This window comes from Streptococcus parasanguinis (assembly GCF_016648855.1).
Lineage (GTDB): Bacteria > Bacillota > Bacilli > Lactobacillales > Streptococcaceae > Streptococcus > Streptococcus parasanguinis_L.
The window spans coordinates 26,482-42,904 of record NZ_JACLQU010000011.1; the positions used below are offsets into that span (position 1 = coordinate 26,482).

10 protein-coding genes are annotated in these 16,423 nt (G+C 44.2%); 1 reads left to right on the forward strand and 9 read right to left on the reverse strand.

Going from position 1 to position 16,423, the window contains the following annotated elements; genetic code table 11:
• Positions 1-223: 223 nt before the first annotated feature.
• On the reverse strand, positions 224-2,458 hold the full coding sequence (pbp2a, locus tag H7T92_RS07460; RefSeq protein WP_023919836.1) for a penicillin-binding protein PBP2A: 2,235 nt from the start codon (positions 2,456-2,458) through the stop codon (positions 224-226).
• Positions 2,459-2,561: 103 nt separating this feature from the next.
• On the opposite strand from pbp2a, the gene H7T92_RS07465 reads away from it, so the two are divergent.
• Complete coding sequence (locus tag H7T92_RS07465; RefSeq protein ID WP_201037426.1) at positions 2,562-3,425, forward strand: RluA family pseudouridine synthase; 864 nt, start codon at positions 2,562-2,564, stop codon at positions 3,423-3,425.
• 27 nt (positions 3,426-3,452) lie between these two features.
• Here H7T92_RS07465 and H7T92_RS07470 read toward each other — a convergent pair whose 3' ends face one another.
• The 8 genes from H7T92_RS07470 to H7T92_RS07505 form a co-directional block, all read right to left on the reverse strand.
• Positions 3,453-5,906 carry a GBS Bsp-like repeat-containing protein gene (locus tag H7T92_RS07470; protein ID WP_201037427.1) on the reverse strand — a complete coding sequence of 818 codons (2,454 nt, stop codon included), beginning with the start codon at positions 5,904-5,906 and terminating at the stop codon, positions 3,453-3,455.
• A 138-nt stretch (positions 5,907-6,044) separates the two neighbouring features.
• A complete protein-coding gene (locus H7T92_RS07475; RefSeq protein WP_201037428.1) occupies positions 6,045-9,518 on the reverse strand; it encodes a GBS Bsp-like repeat-containing protein in 3,474 nt (1,157 codons plus the stop codon).
• A gap of 145 nt (positions 9,519-9,663) precedes the next feature.
• On the reverse strand, positions 9,664-10,716 hold the full coding sequence (locus H7T92_RS07480) for a sugar transferase (protein ID WP_201037429.1): 1,053 nt from the start codon (positions 10,714-10,716) through the stop codon (positions 9,664-9,666).
• A gap of 15 nt (positions 10,717-10,731) precedes the next feature.
• Positions 10,732-11,829: a UDP-galactopyranose mutase gene (gene glf, locus H7T92_RS07485; RefSeq protein ID WP_201037430.1), complete on the reverse strand. Its 1,098-nt coding sequence runs from the start codon at positions 11,827-11,829 to the stop codon at positions 10,732-10,734.
• Positions 11,830-11,910: 81 nt separating this feature from the next.
• Positions 11,911-13,068 (reverse strand): polysaccharide polymerase, encoded by a 1,158-nt coding sequence (locus H7T92_RS07490; RefSeq protein WP_201037431.1) that lies wholly within the window; start codon positions 13,066-13,068, stop codon positions 11,911-11,913.
• 139 nt (positions 13,069-13,207) lie between these two features.
• On the reverse strand, positions 13,208-14,626 hold the full coding sequence (locus H7T92_RS07495) for a flippase (protein WP_201037432.1): 1,419 nt from the start codon (positions 14,624-14,626) through the stop codon (positions 13,208-13,210).
• 6 nt (positions 14,627-14,632) lie between these two features.
• A complete protein-coding gene (locus tag H7T92_RS07500) occupies positions 14,633-15,658 on the reverse strand; it encodes a zinc-binding dehydrogenase (RefSeq protein ID WP_023919850.1) in 1,026 nt (341 codons plus the stop codon).
• Position 15,659: 1 nt separating this feature from the next.
• Positions 15,660-16,367 carry an IspD/TarI family cytidylyltransferase gene (locus tag H7T92_RS07505; RefSeq protein WP_201037433.1) on the reverse strand — a complete coding sequence of 236 codons (708 nt, stop codon included), beginning with the start codon at positions 16,365-16,367 and terminating at the stop codon, positions 15,660-15,662.
• Positions 16,368-16,423: the final 56 nt, after the last annotated feature.

Sequence of the window (16,423 nt, forward strand, 5' to 3'; positions counted from 1 at the left end):
TACTATTAGGATCATTTCAACAGAAACTTTCCGCTGTGAGAAAAGTGCTAGAAACACTATTGTTTCTAGCACTCGGGAGTTTTGGAACCTTAGGTCCAAAACTAAGTCATGGAACTTCTTCGAAGTTCGCTGACGTCCGTACTCACCTAAGGAAAGTTTCTAAGAAGACTTTGTCTTCAATCTGCAAAAAACGATTCAGAAATTCTTCTGAATCGTTTTTTGATTAGAAACCAAGCCAGCCTTTGAAGGTATCCCAAGCGTTTTTCGCTTTTCCTGGGATATCGGCCTCGTCGATTGCTTTTTTCGCATCATCGACCATATTCGACGCCTTTTCTTTGACATCCTCAAAGAAACCTTTGTCTTCTTTGCTATCTGTTTCTGTCGTTTCTTCTCCGACTGGCGCAATGCCATTTTCAGCATAAGAGTTCTTCACCGAGTCAAACTGAGTACCGTCTGTATAAGGCAGGACACTGTTGGCAACATTGCGGAAGATCTCGGATGCCGTCCCAGCACTACTGTCCGTCAGGTAGTGATTTTCATCGGTCGTTGGGAAACCAAGCCATTGACTGATGACCACATCTGGCGTGTAGCCGATCACCCATTGGTCTCCAGAGAGGTCCTTGTTAAAGCTGGTCTCTGTCGTACCGGTTTTCCCTGCCATGGTATAGCCATAAGGCGCAGCGTTCACCCCTGTACCATTACTGAAGGTACCAAGCATCATATTGGTCATCTTATCTGTCGTTGAACCACTGAGCACTCGGGTTGATTTCTGGCTATGGCTCTTGACCACTTGGCCACTTGCATTTTCGATCTTGGTAATGAGGTGAGCATCATTCATGACCCCGCCGTTAGCAAAGGTGCCATAGGCCTGAGCCATCTGCATCGGATTGGTTGTCACACCAGCTCCCAAGGCAACGGCAAGCGACTTGTCCACCTTGTCCATGTTGAGCCCGAATTTTTTCCCGTACTCAAAGACCGTATCAAGACCCAAATCATTAGCGGTCGCTACGGCTGGAAGGTTAAGGGACTCTGCCAAGGCCTGGTACATCGGTACCGTTGGGCTAGACTGGATTCCCGCGTAGTTATTGACCTCATAGCTTCCATATTGGGTGGTACTATTGTCCAACTCCTTATTGGTCGACCAACCTTCAGCAACAGCTGGGCTATAGACAACCAAAGGTTTGATGGTTGATCCTGGACTTCGAGCAGCCTGGGTCGCGTAGTTGTAGGTACGGAATCCTGGATTTTGATCGCTTCCGACACGCCCTACGAGAGCCCGAACCCCTCCGGTCTTAGGATCGAGGGCGACACTACCAGATTCCGCGCGCGTGCCGTCTTCTGCTACTGGGAAGAGGGCTGTATTGTCATAGATCACCTGCATGCTTGCTTGGTAATTTTGATCCAGCTCGGTGTAGATCCGGTAGCCATTTTTGACAATGTCTTCTTCGGTCAGACCATATTCATTGACCGCTTCATTGATGACCGCATCAAAATAGGATGGGTAGCGATAGTCCTCTGACTTGCCTTCATAGGCATCGACCAGCTGACCATGGATATCCACAGCCGCTGACTGATCAGCTGTTTTCTGGTCAATATAACCAGCTGCCACCATATTTTGGAGGACCGTATTGCGGCGATTGGTCGCATTCTCTACTGAATAGAGCGGGTTATAGATCTCAGGTCCCTTGAGCATACCTGCGAGAACAGCAGACTGATCCAGGCTTAATTGACTGGCTGAAACCCCAAAATACTTCTTGGAAGCATCCTCAATCCCCCAAACCCCATTTCCAAAATAGGCATTGTTGAGGTACATGGTGAGGATTTCTTTTTTACTGTATTTCTTATTGATTTCAAGCGCCAGGAAGAATTCCTTGGCCTTACGCTCCACCGTCTGGTCCTGAGACAGGTAAGCATTCTTGGCTAGCTGCTGGGTGATGGTCGACCCACCACCTGAGCGACCCAGGGTCAAAATCGCTAAAAAGAAGCGACCATAGTTGATCCCGCTATTCTTGTAAAAGCTCCGGTCCTCTGTTGCGACCACGGCATTTTGCAGATTCTCACTAATAGCATCGAGTTCGACATAGGTTCCTTTTTGCCCGGTCAAACTTCCCGCCTGGTCCCCATTCTTATCATAGATAATGGTCGTCGCCTTCAGTGCATTCTGCAAATCCTTGACGTTGGTCGTCTTAGCAAGATAGAAGAGATACCCCCCTGTCAAGAGGCTAAAGCCTAGCCCAATGATCAGGAGAATCTTGGTCAAATGGAAGCGGCGCCAGAAACGACGGAAGGGGTGCTGAGAGAGAGGCTTGCTTCTGTGCTTGCCTGAGCGACTATAGGTCGGCTCTACTGTCTCTTCTGGTAGTTCCGTGTCTGGCACTTCTTCTGCCACCGCTTTAGGCGGATGATCCTTTCTAAAAAAAGTGATCAGGTTTTCAAATAATTCTTTTATTCTATTCATACCTGTTATTGTAACACCTTATCCTTGTCCTAGCAAGAAAAGATAGCTCATCCTCTTCTCCCATTTAGTTTTCTTTAAGCTTAGATTTTGCTACAATAGGGTCATGAACTATCAATTTACCATTCCACAATCCTTTCCCCAGATGACTGTGAAAGAACTGCTTGAGGACTACTTCCTCATTCCCCGTAAGATCCGGCATTTTTTACGAACCAAGAAACACGTCTTGGTCAATGGCGAGACCATCAACTGGCAGAGCCCCGTTCAAAAAGGAGACCAGATCCAGCTGATCTTTGACGCGGACGATTACCCTGAAAAAGAGCTCCTAGCCGGAGACCCGAGTCTGGTCGAAGAGCTCTATCAGGATGAGCATGTCATCATCGTCAATAAGCCTGAAGGCATGAAAACCCATGCTAATGAGCCGACAGAAATTGCTCTTCTTAACCATGTTTCCAGCTATGTTGGATCTACCTGCTACGTCGTGCACCGCTTAGACAAGGAAACCAGCGGAGCAATTTTATTTGCCAAAAATCCTTTTATCCTGCCCATTCTCAACCGCATTTTGGAAGATAAAAACATCCAACGCGAGTACTGGGCCTTGATCCAAGGTAGCTTAGCACAAAAAACCATCGTCTACAAGGATAAAATCGGACGCGATCGCCACGATCGGCGCAAGCGCCTGGTCGATCCGCGCAAAGGGCAGTATGCAGAAACTCAGGTGACGCAACTGAAAAAAATCGGGCGAAATAGCCTGGTCAAATGCCAGCTCAAGACGGGGCGCACCCATCAGATCCGGGTTCATCTCTCCCATCATGGGCACCCGATTGTCGGGGATCCTCTCTATAACCCTGCACGAGGAGAGCGACTCATGCTCCATGCCCACCGCTTGACCTTTACCAATCCATTAACCCTTGAAATCATCCAAGTCGAGGCCCCTTCTAAGAGTTTCGAAGAAAGGTTGAAAGACTAAAAAAGAAGCCTCAGGCTTCTTTTTTTATTATTGATAGCGTGGGGTGGCAAATCCACGGATATTGCCATGTCCGATCCGATAGGTATTGCGACGGACTTGGTTGTTGGAGTTTCCTTCAATGGTGTGAATGATCCCATTTGAGACGCTCTCGACAATTCCGATGTGATCCGCAAAGCCATTGTTTTGTTGGGTATTTTGATCCCAGTTAAAGGTGATGATGTCCCCTGCTTTTGGTGTAGTGGTACCATCTTCATTCCAGATGCCCAAGCGTTTGAAAATCTGGATGTGACGTTCGACTCCACATTCACGGCCAATCAAACCGCTCAAACCTTCCCGCTGGAAGACTGTTGTGACAAAGATATCACACCAGTCATCGGTCGTCTTCACTGCATAACCAACCGGAAGTGGTTTAACACTGTTATAATCATTGACCAATTGATGGTGAGCTGCAGTGCCGCCACGAACGCCCACTAGACTAGCTGCTGCCCGTAAGACACGGTCCCGTTGTCCATTCGTTACACGAGGACTAAAAGCAGTTTGATCTACAGTCGCACGGGGATGAAGGGCTGTTTGACCAAGGTTAAAGCCTTCAACGCCACCATCGACATAATCCACATAGACGTGAGTGGTATAGTTGCCTGATTGGTACTGGTGATTTGCTGCAGAAACCTGCACTTCTGTATGCATACCAGAAGGCGCTGTTGAATACCAGTAGAGATTTTCTTGGTGCGCTTGAGACCAGGCTGCGACACGGATATTCTTAATCCGACGTCCCTGAGGCGCTTGATCCACTGTTACCGTATAGGTTCCAGCACCAGAATTGACATTCTTGATCCCTGTTTGCGTCTTCGTCTGAGCATTTCGGAATTCAACTTCTGTAGTCGTTGAACCGACACCCACACGAGAACCATCATTTTGAATATAGTAAAGGTGAATATGGTACTTACCAGTAGAGTTCTTATGATCGCTCGCTTTGACGGATACCTTGTAGTCTCCATTTGATTGGCGAGTCGCTTCATACCAGCGAATATCGTCTTGGCCGTCCTTATCAGACCAAGTAGGGACTTGCACAGTTCGCACACCTTTAGGATTGTAGACATCCTTAATGAGGATATCAAAGGTACCCGCATCCTTGTTGTTGTTTTGGATTAAGAGACTAGCAGTTGGACGTGATTGATTTTTGAAATCAATAAAGTCTTTCTTGACAAACTTGTTTTGTCCTTTGGCATCCACATAGAAGACTTGCGCTTCATACTGACCATCAGCGTTTTCGTGGTCACTAGCTTTGGCTGTTACAGTATATGAACCGTCTACCTGGCGAGTTGGAGTGTACCAGATGATGTCTTTCATCCCATTGGCATGAGACCAGAATGGAATCTTCACTTCTTTATAACCATCGAAACCTTGAAGGTTCTTAGCTGTAATAGTGAAAGTACCGTCTTTTTCTGATTTTGTAATGGTCAGATCGGCTGATGGTTTAGGAGCTGTGTAGTCAATAAAGGCTTTCTTGACAAACTTGTTTTGTCCGTTAGCATCCACATAGAAAACTTGCGCTTCGTATTTGCCATCAGCATTTTCGTGGTCACTGGCTTTGGCTGTTACAGTATATGAACCATCTGCTTGACGACTTGGAGTGTACCAGATGATATCTTTCATCCCATTGGCATGAGACCAGAATGGAATCTTCACTTCCTTGTAGCTATCGAAGCCTTGAAGGTTCTTAGCCGTAATGGTAAAGGTGCCGTCTGACTCTGATTTCGTAATGGTTAGATCAGCAGATGGTTTAGGAGCTGTGTAGTCAATAAAGGCTTTCTTGACAAACTTGTTTTGGCCTTTGGCATCCACATAGAAGACTTGCGCTTCGTACTTGCCATCCGCGTTTTCGTGGTCACTGGCTTTGGCTGTTACGGTATAAGAACCATCTGCTTGACGATTTGGAGTGTACCAGATGATGTCTTTCATCCCATTGGCATGAGACCAGAATGGAATCTTCACTTCTTCATAACCATCCAAGCCTTGAAGATTCTTAGCCGTAATGGTAAAGGTGCCGTCTGACTCTGATTTTGCAATAGTCAAATCTGCGGAAACCGGAGATTCCTGTTGAGGAACACTCTCATTTCTTGCTGCTACCACTCGTGCGCGTGCGCCATATGGTGCACGACTAGCTACCACAGCTGGTGCTGGTTGCTCTGATACAACCTTGTCGCTAGTGCCCTTGTCAGAAGACTGGTTATTGCTAAGAGTCGGTGTGACAGGTGCTGCCTCTGTTGCAACGGTATTTTCTGTCTGAATACCTTTCTCAACTCCCACTTCTTCGCTCGCGGTATTCTGTGCTTCTGATGAAGTTGTTGTTGCAACGATAGCTGATGTATTTTCTGGTGTTTGATCAGACGCATGTTGCTCATCGGCTTTGACTTGTTGTGTCGAAAAAGCCAACAAAACGGCTGTCCCAGCATAAAAAATAAGATCTTTCTTTTTCATGTATCTTCCTTACAATTTTTTATACGGTTGTACCCACATAGTAGTATTATAGCACAAACCGCCGGATCAAGAAACAATATCATGAGAAGAATCCTATTTTTAAAGAAAACAGAAGGCCAGATTGGCCTTCTGATTAGCTTATGCAAAAATTGAGAAGAAAGGTGCTCCAAGCTTGTTATCCATCGGGTCCTTACTCTTAATAGAGTGAAGATAATTGATGGAGTACCAGCCGTTGTTGCCGCTATTATATGGATCGCGAACATAGGTTCTTCCATTGTCATAACCATGCAAGACCAATTCATGAGTATAAGGATCACTAGTAAATTGGCTATTACCTACTGCAGCAAGTACATGCTTGCCAGCCATGAGGGCTTCTGCAATGCCTCCAGCTCCATTAATCAATTGGCTCTTCAAGCCCCAGTTACGAGTGGCAGCTACAATCCCATCAGAATCTGTTCCTGCTTCACCTTTGTTGAATGAATCAGTATTGTTGTAGAGATAATCAGCTACTGTTGTTGGCAAAATAGTTCTACCAAGGATATCTGTGAAGGTCATAGCAAGAGAGGTTGGCACACAACCTGACTGATCGACATTGCTCACACCATAATATTTCCCAGCCCAACGAGGATCCCGTTGAGAATAATAGGTTGTTTGTGGATTCACCTTTTGATTTCGTGGAGACAAGGCTGTCTGACCGAGGTTAAAACCTTCAACTCCCCCATCTTTGTAGTCTACATAGACGTGAGTGGTATAGCTGCCCGCTTCGTTACCGTGATTATTGGTAGAGACAGTGATCTCTGTGTGCATACCTGTCGGTGTTGCGGAATACCAGTAAAGATTTTCTTGATGAGCTTTAGACCAAGCTGCGACACGAATATTCTTAATCTGACGTCCCTGAGGCGCTTGATCTACAGCTACTGTATAAGTCCCGTTCGTTGCATTGACATTCTTGATAGAAGCCTGCGTCTTAGTCATGGCATTTCTAACTTCTACGTCTGTTGTTGTGGTACCAATACCAATCCGAGAACCATCATTTTGAATGTAATAGAGGTGAACATGGTACTTACCAGTAGAGTTTTTGTGGTCACTAGCTTTTACAGATACCTTGTAATCTCCGTTCGCTTGGCGTGTTGCTTCATACCAGCGAATATCGTCTTGGCCGTCCTTATCAGACCAAGTAGGAACTTGCACAGTCTGCACCCCTTTAGGGCTGTAGACATCCTTGATGATGACATCAAATGTCCCCGTATCCTTGTTGTTGTTTTGAATCAAGAGAGTGCCGGTTGGACGAGATTGATTTTTGTAATCAATAAAGGCTTTCTTGACAAACTTGTTTTGGCCTTGAGCGTCCACATAGAAGACCTGCGCTTCGTACTTGCCATCAGCGTTTTCGTGGTCACTGGCTTTGGCTGTTACAGTATATGAACCGTCTGCCTGGAGAGTTGGCGTGTACCAGATGATATCTTTCATCCCATTGGCATGAGACCAGAATGGAATCTTCACTTCCTTGTAGCCATCGAAGCCTTGAAGGTTCTTGGCTGTGATGGTGAAGGTCCCATCTTTTTCTGATTTTGTAATGGTCAGATCAGCAGATGGCTTAGAAGCTGTGTAATCGATAAAGACTTTCTTGACAAACTTATTTTGGCCTTTAGCATCCACATAGAAGACCTGAGCTTCATACTTGCCATCAGCGTTTTCGTGGTCACTAGCCTTAGCCGTTACAGTATATGAACCGTCTGCCTGGCGAGTCGGAGTATACCAGATGATATCTTTCATCCCATTGGCATGAGACCAGAATGGAATCTTCACTTCCTTGTAGCCGTCGAAGCCTTGAAGATTCTTAGCCGTGATAGTGAAGGTGCCGTCTTTTTCTGATTTTGTAATGGTCAGATCAGCTGCGACAGCATTGGCCGGTTTTGTCGCCGTATAATCGATAAAGGCCTTTTTCACAAATTTGTTTTGACCTTGGGCGTCTACATAGAAGACCTGCGCTTCGTATTTGCCATCAGCATTTTCGTGGTCACTGGCTTTGGCTGTTACAGTATAAGAACCGTCTGCCTGGCGAGTCGGAGTATACCAGATGATGTCTTTCATCCCATTCGCATGAGACCAGAATGGAATCTTCACTTCCTTGTAGCCATCGAAGCCTTGAAGGTTCTTAGCTGTAATGGTGAAGGTACCGTCTTTTTCTGATTTTGCAATAGTCAAATCAGCTGACACTGGTGTCTGATTTTTCTTTCCAATGGCTACTGTCGTCGTTGTTCCGCCCACACCCGTCATTTGTCCATTGTTCTGAACATAGTAAAGGTGAACATTATAAAGACCGGTTGAGTTTTTATGATCGGACGCTTTTACATTAACAGTATAGGTTCCGTTTGCTTGACGGTTGGCTGTATACCAAACAAGGTCATCTTGACCACCTGTTTCTGACCAGATCGGTACAGAAACACTTCGAACTCCATTTGGTGCCTTAACATTTGAGATGACAACGTCAAAGCGGCCCGTCATAGTATCGTTATTGACAATGTCAATCTTCCCACTTAAGCTGCCTTCTGTTGGATCCGCTGCAGGTTTTGCGTTCGCTGTAAAGCGACCGGTATAGTCCACACTGTGGTCAAAGAGGTGTTTTCCTGGAAGCAATTCCGCTTGAGAAGTAAACTGCCACGCGCCAGCTTTCCCATTGTAACGCAAGCTTTTCGCATCGTTTACAGACAGTTTTGGAGAAGGGTATTGAGCAACCCAGAAATTCTGAAGCCCAAATTGAGCGGTGTTAACAGGACCTTTCTTGCGAAGGTTGTTTTCATCCAACCAGCTAGCACTGGTGTAGAACATCAAGTTGGTGTAGCCATTTTTGCGCATTTCGTCAGCCCAAGCTTGGGTGTTGCGGTTAATGTTTGGCTGCATCTTGGCATCCTCAAAGTCATTGACCATGAGGGTATTCTTTGGCAAACTCAAACGTTGTGCAGCTGCAATGTAGAATCGCGCTTCTGCACGCGCTGCTTCCTCAGAAGTATAGCGTGAGAAGTGGTAGGTCGATACTTGCAGACCCGCAGCTTGTGCATTACGAATTTGGTTCTCCGCATTCGGGTTCTTGTACCAAGTGTCTTCTGTCAATTTGACAACGACACCGCCCACGCCTTTATTAGCTAGGGTACGGTAGTCTCCAATACTAATGTCTCCGTTATGGCTACTCACATCAACGAATGATTTTGGCTGAACCGCCACATCTGTTGAACGACCAGCTGGAGCGTGAGCGCCTGTGTTAAAGAAGGTCGTGCTTCCTGTATTAGACTGAAGAGGAGTTTCTTCTTTCTCAGTAGTCGATGCTTCTGTAGCTTTCTCTACAGATGGAGCCCCACTTTCTGAAGCCGCGACCTTGTTCACAGGTGCTACAGGCTGTTCGGTCACATTTGCTGGTGCTGCATAGTTGCTTGCGACAGGTGTTACCGACTTTTCAGCAACGGCCACTTCTGGCGCTTTTTCAGCTTGGACTTGGTTGCCTTCAGTAGTAGCGGCCTCGTTTGAAACCAGCTCATCTGCACTGACTCCCTGAGCAGATACAGCCATCAAGACTGCCGCTCCGGCATAAAAAATAAGATCTTTCTTTTTCATATAAACTTCCCTTTATACAAATTTTATACGTTAATCATTTTACCACACGGTTTCAGCGATGAAAAGTTTTATAAGGCAAATTTTTAAAATTAGTGATATTTTTTTAAAAAACTAAAAAAAGAAGTCCGTCTGACTTCTTTTGATCTTATGCTAAACGCTTTAAGGCCGTCTTTAAGTAGTGACCATCTCGGATTTCTTGGCCAACACGCTTGGTATTGTCTACCAAATCTTGGTAATCGGCATCTGAAAGATTGTCGATTGTCTCCTTCAAGTCATGAAGCGACTCTACTGCAATCCCACAGCCCTTCTCAAGCACAAAGTGAGATAAGGCTGACTGTTTCCACACTACAAGCGGGAAGCCCGATGCTAGATAAAGCGACGCCTTGTGAGAGTTGTTGTAGCGAAGGTACTCGCCAAAAACACCACTACAGGTTTCCGCACTATCCCCATCCCAGACAAGTCCAAAACCACCCTCAAGGGCTGCAGGAAGCTCATCCGGTAGGAAGGAGCCAAAGTAAGTTTCATTCTCTAAAGCTCTACTTTCATCAAAACCAACACCATAGAGGTTATAGGCAGGTTCTGCAGGAAGACCATAGAGATATCCAGCTTTTTCCTGGGCCAAATTACCTGCCACAATCATCGGCTGGTCTTTTGTTTGGCCACTCTTCTCTTGGAAATTTGGAATCAAATAGTCGAAAATGCCCAGGCTAACAATCTTATCTTCCGCAATCCCTTTATCCACCAAAACAGATTTCATCACCGGGTTGTGGGCAATGATCCCATCAGCCGCTTTGAGAAAACTTGCTTCTTGAAGGAACATCCGAATTCTGTGTTTTAAAGGTAGTGACGTCATATTGGCATGGCGGAGCACTTCTAGGTCATGAATCAAGAGATAGACTTTAATCCCTCTTTTTTGTGCTTTTTTAACCAAATGGGTTGAGAAAAAACTATGGTGAAGCATTGGAAACTGGATCAGCAACTCATCTCCTTGCTTTAGTTGATCCAAGGCTTGACCGAAAGCCTTCGCCTTATGGCGTTGAGCCGCAAGGGTACTCATCTGATACCAATTGTCGACAGAAAGGACCAAAGGATGATAGCCTTCTTCTTTCACAATACTTTCTACGTCATTGCGTGCTTTATTTCCTGCGTTCTTTGCGTTGACATCATGCAGGAATTCTTCTTTTAAGTAGTATTTCATAGATTATGGTTTCTTTCAATCAAACTCATTTGCTACGACTTCTAGAGCACGCTCAATGACCACGTGCATGTCGTAGTATTTATAGTCTGCTAGCCGTCCACAGAAGATGACCTTATCATTTTTAGCTGCTTCTTCTTGGTACTTGGCAAACATAGCGTTGTTCTTTTCATCATTGATTGGATAGTAGGGTTCATCTCCTCGTTTCCAGTCAGCTGGGTATTCGCGGGTGATAACTGTCTTGGGTTGTGTACCATACTCGAAGTGCTTGTGCTCAATGATACGAGTATAAGGAATCTCACGCTCTGTATAGTTGACGACCGCATTCCCTTGATGATTTTCTTCATCTAAGATTTCGTGTTCAAAACGAAGACTACGGTACTCCAACTCCCCATGTTTGTAGTCAAAGTACTGGTCAATCATTCCTGTAAAGACAACTTTATCAGCTGAAGCTTCTAGCTCTTCACGATTGGCAAAGAAGTCAACACCAAGTTCTACTTCTACATCGCCCAACATATTTTCAATGATGACGTTGTAACCACCGATTGGAATTCCTTGGTAACGGTCATTAAAGTAGTTATTATCAAAGGTCAAACGAACTGGTAGACGTTTGATGATAAATGGTGGAAGATCTGTGGCAGAACGCCCCCATTGTTTTTCAGTGTAGCCCTTAATCAACTTTTCATAGATATCTGGACCGATCAATTTGATAGCTTGTTCTTCCAAGTTCTTCGGTTCAACATCTTTCATGTCAGCTGTCTGCTCGGCAATCTTGTCCTTGACTTCTTGAGGAGTCTTGGTGCCCCACATAGCATAAAAAGTATTCATGTTGAAGGGAAGATTGTACAGACTGCCCTTGTAGTTAGCTACTGGTGAGTTGATATAGTTGTTGAATTCAGCGAACTGGTTGACATAATCCCACACTTTTTTGTTGGAGGTATGGAAAATGTGGGCACCGTACTTATGGACGTTGATGCCTTCAACATCCTCGCAGTAGATATTTCCACCGATGTGATCTCGCTTGTCAATCACTTTTACTTTTTTACCACGTTTTGTAGCTTCATGTGCGAAAATGGCTCCAGACAAACCAGCACCAACAATCAGATAATCGTACATAGTAGACTCCATTATTTTTCTATTTTAAAATATATCTAAACTCTCGGCCATATCATAGTCTCATTACTATAAATTAGACCTTCAAATCCCCCCAATTTCCTCACTATAAGAGAGGGAATTGGCCGGCTTTTTCTTGACAACTTCTGTCGCAAAGAGTGTGAACATAAAGATGTTATAAGTCGGTACAAACCAAAATGCTTCAATCATACAGTTAATCGCAATGAGGGACAAAATTGCAACAAATAAATAACGCCCCTTCTTGAATTCATATTTTGAAACAATGACATAAATACCGACTAATAAAGCAACCGGTACGATACCATATGTAAATAACATCTGAACATAAGACGAATCGACATAATTATAATTGAGGACAGACTCTGTGCTTCCTCCGGATCCAATAAACTGAACCTCTCTTGTTCCGAACCAATTCAAGGGGTATAAATTAAAAGCATTTTTACCCAGGGCTAACCGACCTGTAATGAATTGATTAATTTGAACATAAAGTGGAGATGACCAGGAGAAATGATAGGTCAAGTAGATCATTCCACTTGAAAAAAGGATGACCGAATAGGGCAACAAGTGATACAACTTCAGCTTCTTCTCCTTTGTGAAATAGAAGAAGAGAAAGAGCAAGACAGCGACCAAAAGCGAGATCGCATTCATACGAGCGTCACAGAACTTGATAATAAAGAGAGCTAGAAGAACGCCACTCAGAGATCGTAAGCCAATATACCGATCTTTTAGCAAATAGGAGATTGCGACATAAAGGTAGAAACAATGGGCTGCGAAATCTGTTGGATAGATAAACCCAAATGAATTACGGATAACAGCACCCCGACTATATTGTAAGTTTGGAACTACCTTTAACAGTGACAATAGAAATACTGCAAGGACTATCGTACCTGCAACACCTACATAAGTTTTTAAAATGACTTTCCTATCCGCATTGACCAGTAAAACCATTAAGAGAGAATAAACTAAGAAATTTAACTTATCCGTCTTGAAATAAACCATAACAGCTACCATCAATAACATGGCAGACAAGATTAGATAATGATAGGGAATCGAGATTTTATTAAAAAAACGAAGCAATAAGAGAGCTACAACCACTAAAAGGGAGCTCGCACCAACATGCAAAAAGCCCTTATTTAACATCGTAGTGGATATTGTATTAAAGAAGATCACAATCGAGACGACAAAACCAACCAGTAGATCGTCAAATTTCATTTTTATCATTAAATTACCTGATAAAGAATTTTTAAAGAAAAGCTCATTCTGTTTAGATTAGAATGCCTGCTTAGGGAACACCCCTGCTATAGCATTCTTTTCTAAAGATTTTGTTTACTTAAAAATTCATATCCTTCCTTTCTACTCTCTACTGTTTATTTAAAAATTGTTGTTTTAATTCTTTCACATCTACCACTCTCAGAGATAGGATAGCGATCAGATAAATGATCCCACCAAGCACCGCATACACGAGTACGTTCAGCGTAGGGGTGAAATGTAGGAATGGTTTTACAAGTAGCAAGAGGCCATACATCACAGCAGATGCAAAAATAATTTTTGTCATAGACCCGATAATTGGAACTTCCTTGAGGTAATGACGGGTATAGTACAATTGAATCAGCCATACTAAGGATTCAGTTAAGACGGATACAATGGCTGCACCGATAAAACCAAAATGAGGTAAGAAGAGTACATTCAACCCGACACTGACGATAGCAGGAATCGTGGTTGACAGCATAAATTCCTTGTTCTTATCATGCGGGATGAGAATTTGAATCCCCATGATATTGGTCCATCCGATGAAGAACATACGGAAGATCATGATAGCGATGGCATAGCGAGCATCTTGGAAATCCTTCCCTAAGAAGAATCGAACAAAGTCATCGTTGACGATCAGCATACCCGCAATGATTGGGAAAATGACCAAATTATAGATCAAAAAGGACATTTGGTGCATTTTATTAACAGCCTTGTGATCTCCGGAAGCCAAGAGACTCGCCACGCGCGGAAGCATGACACTTCCTAAAGACGTCACAAGGGTCAGCAAAATATTAACCAATTTCAAGGCCTGGTCGTAAATCCCTACATCCTTTGTAGAGGCGAGAGCTCCCAGCATGGTCCGGTCCAAGGTGACATAGAGGGAAATAGCAATCTGCGGTAAAAAGAGCAGAATGACCGGTTTTAAGTGCACCCGTGCATAGGCCATATCAAAATGGGCTTTCCCAATGAATTCCTGAGCAGGTAGCCACATACTGAGCTGACCTAAGAGCTCAAAGATAGTGAGTAAGAATACATATAGATACAGATCATTAGCAGATTTGACAAACAAGAAGATGGAGATGACTCCAACCAGTTTGACCGTGATATTCCGAACCGTAATCTTGCGGAAGTCCTCTAACCCCTGAAAAAGCCAGGAGATATCGAGTCCCTTTGAAACCAAACTGAGCCCTAAGATATAGGCAACAGGGTTTTGCATGGAAGGAAGCGCCAAGCACAGCAAGACATAGAGTAGGATGGACACAAATGTCGCTCCTAACTGGAGGGTATAAATCCCCCAGAAATTCTTTTGAATGTCTTTGCGGTGTCCTGAGATCTCCTTGGTCCCGTAGTTAGCCACTCCCAAGGTCGCCAAAAGGATAAAATAGGTGACGATGGAGTTGAAATAGCCATAGGTCCCCAAGTCATTCGAGCTAAAGACCCGCGTCACATACGGAGTGGTAATAATCGGTAAGATAATCACCAGCAACTGGTAGGAGAGATTATAGGCGTAATTTTTTAACACTTTCATGACTGTCTACAATCCCCACTTGAAGACCGTTTTAAACGGTGTGATCAAATCCGTCGCAAAAGCTCGATGAATATCTGGAATGGTTTGAACTTCTCCATCAACGTGGATAATGTTTTTCAAACGGCTTTGGACCCGACGATTAGCCAGCATCTCTACAGCCCGCTCAAAATCCTCACGACCTGAGCGAGAAGATCCTACAAAAGTCAAGCCCTTTTCAAGTACATCTCTTGTATTAACTGCGACCCGGTTATCACTAACCCCCATTAACATCACAGTTCCTTGGGGCTTGATATGATCGATAATGTCATTGATGGCCGGTTCACTTCCTTGGCCACCAGTACACTCAAAGGCGTGATCAAACCGTTGATCGTCTGTCAACTCGCTGGTTAAAATGGCCTGATGAATGAAATTAAACAATTGTAGTTTATCACTATTACGCCCAACAACTGTAATCTTCAGCTCTGGATAAAGATAGTGCAAAGAAGTCGCAACCACATATGAAAGACTCCCATCTCCTAAAATCAAAACAGACTCTCTTCGTTGATGGGCAATGAGATCAAAGCGATGAATGGCATGCATGGCAACACTACTAAATTCCGCTAAGGCTGTCACAGGGCCCCGAACTTCCTCTGGATAAGCCACTACACGATCCAGTGGCAAAGCAACGACTTCTTGCATAAAACCATTAAAGCCACTAGACAAGAAGTGCGTCCCCTCCAAATAATTTTCAAAGAAGACACCCTCTGTTTGATGAGGAGGTTGATTGGGAACCATGGCCACAATCTGTCCTGGTTGATAGGTTCCCGTAGGATCCGCTACCACGATACCAGACGACTCATGGATCAGGGCCATGGGTAATTTCTTTTTAAGCACCTTAGGATCCCGTTTCCCTTGATAGTAACGTTGGTCCGCATGACAAATAGCCATGTAATAGGGGCGTATTAACACCTTGTCTCCACGGCTCATGTCTTCTTCTTGGTATTTGATGGTGATATTTTTCGGCTGGGTCAGCTGAAAGATTTGGTTCAACATATTAATTGTCCTCAATCATACCGCGTGCAATTTTCAAATCTGTAATCGTCGTAATTTTAATATTGGAATATTCCCCTTTTGCAAGGGCAACTTTTTTACCATTGATGACAAAGATCTTGCAGGCATCTGTCAAGACTTCTTTTTGTTGGTCACTTAAATCATGATACAAGGCAAGAAAGTCTTTCATTTTGAAGGTTTGAGGGGTTTGACCCTGATAGAGGTATTGGCGTTCAGGAATATCCGTGATAAAGGTATTGTCCAAGCTTTGAACAATGGTATCCGTCGCTTCGACCACTGTATCCACAACATCATGGCTCTTGGCCAATTCAATGTTTTCTTGGATAGTTTTTAGGCTAACAAAGGGACGAACCGAATCATGGGTGACGATAATATCCTCATCTGTCAAAGGCTGCAGCTCATCGATAGCTGTGATAATGTTTTCGATGGTAGAGTTGCGGTCACTTCCTCCCTCTACAGCCAAGATCCGATCCTTATAAGAAGCCAAGTACTTGTCGACCAGATCTTCCGTATAGGTCACCCAGTCCGGATGAATCCCCAATACAATCTTTTGAATCTCATGGACCAATAAGAACTTCTCAACCGTGTGGATTAAAATAGGACGTCCACCCAAATCCAAAAATTGTTTGGGCATATCCGTAATCCCCATCCGTGAGCCTGTTCCACCTGCTAAAATCCCTGCATAAATCATCCTAAACCTCCTGATGTTGTCTCTTTTTCCTTCTCTAGAACATGGCTATTTAGCAA

Coding starts and splice junctions, on each gene's coding strand:
- H7T92_RS07495 (WP_201037432.1), bottom strand. CDS start 14,626: ATGAAAGTGTTAAAAAATTACGCCTATAATCTCTCCTACCAGTTGCTG.
- H7T92_RS07480 (WP_201037429.1), bottom strand. CDS start 10,716: ATGAAATACTACTTAAAAGAAGAATTCCTGCATGATGTCAACGCAAAG.
- H7T92_RS07465 (WP_201037426.1), top strand. CDS start 2,562: ATGAACTATCAATTTACCATTCCACAATCCTTTCCCCAGATGACTGTG.
- pbp2a (WP_023919836.1), bottom strand. CDS start 2,458: ATGAATAGAATAAAAGAATTATTTGAAAACCTGATCACTTTTTTTAGA.
- H7T92_RS07490 (WP_201037431.1), bottom strand. CDS start 13,068: ATGATAAAAATGAAATTTGACGATCTACTGGTTGGTTTTGTCGTCTCG.
- glf (WP_201037430.1), bottom strand. CDS start 11,829: ATGTACGATTATCTGATTGTTGGTGCTGGTTTGTCTGGAGCCATTTTC.
- H7T92_RS07470 (WP_201037427.1), bottom strand. CDS start 5,906: ATGAAAAAGAAAGATCTTATTTTTTATGCTGGGACAGCCGTTTTGTTG.
- H7T92_RS07500 (WP_023919850.1), bottom strand. CDS start 15,658: ATGTTGAACCAAATCTTTCAGCTGACCCAGCCGAAAAATATCACCATC.
- H7T92_RS07505 (WP_201037433.1), bottom strand. CDS start 16,367: ATGATTTATGCAGGGATTTTAGCAGGTGGAACAGGCTCACGGATGGGG.
- H7T92_RS07475 (WP_201037428.1), bottom strand. CDS start 9,518: ATGAAAAAGAAAGATCTTATTTTTTATGCCGGAGCGGCAGTCTTGATG.